The 4,423-nt window shown below is 60.5% G+C and carries 5 protein-coding genes; 3 read left to right on the top strand and 2 right to left on the bottom strand.

The features are described from left to right. The first annotated feature begins 255 nt into the window (after positions 1-255). Entirely contained in the window at positions 256-1,023 is a 768-nt protein-coding gene (locus PMI28_RS02335) for a metallophosphoesterase (protein WP_007992071.1), read from the top strand. A gap of 47 nt (positions 1,024-1,070) precedes the next feature. Here PMI28_RS02335 and PMI28_RS02340 read toward each other — a convergent pair whose 3' ends face one another. Further along, positions 1,071-2,105, bottom strand: coding sequence for a GlxA family transcriptional regulator (locus PMI28_RS02340; RefSeq protein WP_007992070.1), 1,035 nt, complete (start codon positions 2,103-2,105; stop codon positions 1,071-1,073). A 120-nt stretch (positions 2,106-2,225) separates the two neighbouring features. On the opposite strand from PMI28_RS02340, the gene PMI28_RS02345 reads away from it, so the two are divergent. Further along, on the top strand, positions 2,226-2,867 hold the full coding sequence (locus tag PMI28_RS02345; RefSeq protein ID WP_007992069.1) for an HD domain-containing protein: 642 nt from the start codon (positions 2,226-2,228) through the stop codon (positions 2,865-2,867). 52 nt (positions 2,868-2,919) lie between these two features. Here the strand turns inward: PMI28_RS02345 and PMI28_RS02350 are convergent, their stop codons facing one another. Next, a complete protein-coding gene (locus PMI28_RS02350) occupies positions 2,920-3,120 on the bottom strand; it encodes a YbdD/YjiX family protein (RefSeq protein ID WP_007992067.1) in 201 nt (66 codons plus the stop codon). A gap of 199 nt (positions 3,121-3,319) precedes the next feature. Between PMI28_RS02350 and ahr the strand changes: the two genes are divergently transcribed. Further along, a complete protein-coding gene (gene ahr / locus PMI28_RS02355; protein WP_007992066.1) occupies positions 3,320-4,351 on the top strand; it encodes an NADPH-dependent aldehyde reductase Ahr in 1,032 nt (343 codons plus the stop codon). The last annotated feature ends 72 nt before the right edge of the window (positions 4,352-4,423 follow it).

Genomic DNA, 4,423 nt, shown 5'->3' with positions numbered 1-4,423 from the left:
TTTGATCGCGGACGGACACAAACTCTGTGTGCGATGAAGATCCAACGTGGGAGCGGGCTTGCTCGCGAAGGGGCCGGCATATCCAGCATTGATAGCGCCTGACACACCGCTTTCGCGAGCAAGCCCGCTCCCACATTGGTTTTGCTGTGTGTCGTGACTGTTCGTGCACCGCCCGGTGACCAGCAGGGTTGTGGCGACGGGGTCACAACGCGTAATTTGAATGACCTGCCCTGCAAGACACGCCGGAGTTGATCAATGCGCATTGCTTTGCTGTCCGACATGCACCTGTCCGTCAATACGATCCCGTTTCCCGACGTGGATGCCGATATTGTCGTGCTCGCCGGGGACATCGCCCGGCCGGCCAAGGCCATCGAGTGGGCTAAAGCGTGTCCGGTTCCACTGCTGTACGTGGCAGGCAATCACGAGTTCTACGGCAGTGACCTGATCTCCACTTACGAGCAGTTGAACCGCTTGGCGCAAGGCACGCAGATTCATGTGCTGGAACGTTCGGAATACGTCCACGACGGCGTGCGCTTTCTCGGTTGCACGTTGTGGTCTGACTATCGCCTGTTCGATAGCCCTGAGGATCGAGCGCTGGGCATCGATCTGGCGACACAACTGATGCGTGACTTCAGCCACATCAAAATCGCCCCCGATTTTCCGGACCTGTTCACACCGGCCATTTCCCAGCTGGTTTTTCTTCAAACGGTCGCCTGGCTGGAAGACTGCTTCACCCGCGACAGCAGCACGCCCACGGTGGTGATCTCCCATTTCGCCCCGACGCGGTCGAGCATCAGCCCGACGTTTGCCGGTTCGCCGATCAATTCAAGCTTTGTCTCGGACCTCGAAGCGCGGATCAAAGACTGGCAACCGGCACTGTGGCTGCATGGCCATACCCATGGCAGCTTTGATTACCGGGTGGGTAACACCCGGGTGGTCTGCAACCCCCGGGGCTATGCCAGGAATGGCATCAATGAAAACCCTGATTTCGATGATGCCTTCGTGATCGATCTGGAGATCTGAGGCAACCCACAGATCAACAGTTCCAGCGTATCGAACAGCTCGACATCCTACGGACGGGCCGACAGCACGTCGGGCGCGAAACGTTTCGCGTAGTCCCTGGGGCTCACGCCAAGACGCCGGACGAACACCTTCCTCAGCACGTCCACGCTGTGATAACCGCATCGGCGTGCGATCTCCTCCATCGAGCGCCCGCCCAGTTCAAGCTCCCGGCAGGCCGCTTCGAGCCGAACGTCTTCAACGTACCTGGCCGGGGTGGTCTGCAATTCCCGCTGGAAGATGCGGATCAATGTTCTGACGCTGGTGGCAAAGCGGTCTGCCAGCATTTCCACAGTCAACTGCGAACTCAGGTGCTCGCTGATCCAGTGGCAGAGCTCATCCAGATTTGAACCGGGCACCTGCTGCGATTGCAAGGCCACGCTGAACTGCGCCTGCCCACCGGGACGACGCAGGAACAGCACCAGGTTTTTCGCAATGTCCAGCGCGGCGTCATCCCCCAGGTCTTCGCTGACCAGAGCCAAGGCAAGGTCGATGCCCGCCGAGATACCTGCCGAGGTATAGACGTTGCCGTCCTTGATCCAGATCGGATTCGGATCGACCTGCACCTGCGGATAACGCTCGGCCAGGTCGCGTGCCATGCGCCAGTGAGTCGTCGCACGGCGCCCGTCCAGTAGCCCGGCATCCGCCAGGGCAAAAGCACCGACACAGATCGAGCACACCCGTCGCACGCTTTCGGACCTCGTGCGAATCCATTCGATGGCCGCCCCGTCCAGTTGATCGATTGCCTGCCAGCCCGTCGCCACGATCAGCGTGTCGATTGCCTTGTCGGCACGTCGCTCGTGCTCGAGGGTCGTGTGCGCCATGAGCCCGATGCCGGTGCTGCTCGCCATCTGCGGGTCGACACCCGCGCAGACCAGCTCAAGTACGTAGGGCGCGAAGGCGCCGTCGTGCAGAGTGTTCGCCAGGGAAAACACTTCGGCCGGGCCGATCACATCAAGCCCGTCCACGGGTGGCAGGCCCAATATCACGACGCGTTTTGGCGTGCGGCCAATCGATGGCTGGCCGGGTTTAGTCTTGCTGGTCACGGCTGACTCCTGCGCGTTCAAGGTGCCAATATTGGCACAAATCATCCGTAAACAGTCAATTACGCCACAAGGTAAATCCCTAGAGTGAACGGCAAGTCAACTTCATCCCCGGGAGGCAACATGAACACACCTATCAACATCGGCGGCTTCAGCGCTCCAGACTCCGAACTCGCCCGCAAAGCGGCTTCGCTCGTGGAGCGCGTCCACTCCAAAGCGCTTTTGCATCATGTGCACCGGACATGGTGGTTTGCCGAATTCCTCGGCCAACGGCGAGGCTTTCAGTACGACCGTGAAACGGTCTACCTCGCTGCACTGTTACACGATCTGGGGCTGACGGATGAGTTCGCCGCCGACCAGCGCTTTGAAGTCGATGGCGCCGATGCCGCCCGTCATTTTCTCCTGGCCAACGGTTATGCGCAGACAAAAGCCGAACAGGTCTGGGATGCGATTGCCCTGCACTCCAGCGCCGGCATCGCCGACCGCAAACAGCCGGAAATCGCCCTGATCTACCTGGGTGCCCATGTCGACGTCATGGGGCTGCATCTGGATGAAATCACCCCCTCGCTGGTCGACGACACGCTCGCGCTCTACCCCCGCATCGGCATGAAAGCGGCCTTTACCCAAGCCCTTGCCGAAGTGGCCAGGAAGAAACCTCACACGGCCATTGGCACCGGGCTTGCGGATGTCGGACGTCGCCACATCCATGGTTTCGATTGCCCGAATGTCTGCGACCTGATCGGCAACGCGCCCTTCGACAGCTGATCCACACCAATCCGTTTATTACAGTGGGAGAATCCACTATGCAGCCACGCCATCAACAACACCGCGTATTGCACTTGCCCCGGCCAAAACGCGCTTCCTGGCGTTCACGGAAAAACACCTCATAGCTCATGACTGGCTCGCCCGGACGGTTGCGGGCCATTTGTGCCACGTAGTTGTCGTACTCGGGAACGCCGACCATCAAGCGGGCGCTCTGGCTGAACAATCTGACGAACTGCTGCAGTTTGCGGAACATGGCTGATCTCTCTGTGAGCGTGGGACCTGGCCCATGAAACCGCGCTCATGTATCTGCAATGTGTCCACATCGGGCGCATTTGTAGTTTCAAGTATCCAGGTTCACGCCCAATGGAACGCCAGCAACCCGCTACACTTTTCTCGCTCCGCCGCTGCACACAAGCGGCCAAGACCCCTGACTTCTGATCTGGAGGTATCCCATGAGCGACAGCAGCGAACTCACCACCTTTACCGGCTGGGCCGCCACGGCAGCGGGCGCGCCACTGGAGCGCTACAGCTACGAGCCAGGCCCGTTGGGAAACGATGAAGTAGAAGTCGCCGTGGAGTATTGCGGCGTCTGTCACTCCGACCAGTCGCTGATCGACAACGATTGGGGCATCAGCCATTACCCGTTTATCCCCGGCCATGAGGTGGTCGGCCGTATCGTTCGGGTCGGTGCCCAGGTCCGCGGCCTGGAAATGGGGCAACGGGTGGGCATCGGTTGGTACAAGGGCAGTTGCATGCATTGCTCGTCGTGCATCGAAGGCTCCCATAACCTGTGTCGCACCGTGCAACCGACCATCATCGGCAGCAATGGCGGCTTTGCCGACCGCATTCGCTCGCACTGGGCCTGGGCCCTGCCGATCCCGGACGGGCTCGATCCGGCGATGGCCGGGCCGTTGTTCTGTGCCGGTTCGACTGTGTTCAACCCGCTGGTGGAGTTCGGCATCAAGCCCACTGACCGGGTCGGCGTGGTGGGCATCGGCGGCCTCGGTCACCTGGCGCTGCGCTTCCTCAACGCCTGGGGCTGCGAAGTCACCGCTTTCACCTCATCGCTGAGCAAGCAGGACGAAGCCAGGCGCCTGGGCGCACACAAAGTGGTCGCCTCGACCGACACGGATGCGCTCAATGCCATTGCCGGCACCCTGGATTTTCTGCTGGTCACCGCCAACGCCAACCTCGACTGGACGGCCATGCTCGCCACCCTGCGCGGCAAAGGTCGCCTGCACTTTGTCGGCGTCGTGCCCGACGCCATTCCAGTGCACGTGTTCAACCTGATTCCCCAGCAAAAAGTCTTGTCCGCCTCACCGGTCGGCTCACCCGCCAATACCGCGACCATGCTGGAATTCTGCGCACGCCATCAGATCCTGCCGCAGGTCGAGATGTTTCCCATGAGCCGGATCAACGAAGCCATCGATCATTTGCGCAGCGGCAAAGCGCGCTACCGCGTCGTGCTGGATGCCAGTCAATGACAGGAGACGAACGAAGAGAAAGGGCCGCTTATTCAAGCGGCTAATGCCGATCAGTTAAGCCACAACGCCATC

This window comes from Pseudomonas sp. GM48, assembly GCF_000282335.1.
GTDB lineage: Bacteria > Pseudomonadota > Gammaproteobacteria > Pseudomonadales > Pseudomonadaceae > Aquipseudomonas.
This window is presented reverse-complemented; position numbering and strand designations above follow the sequence as displayed.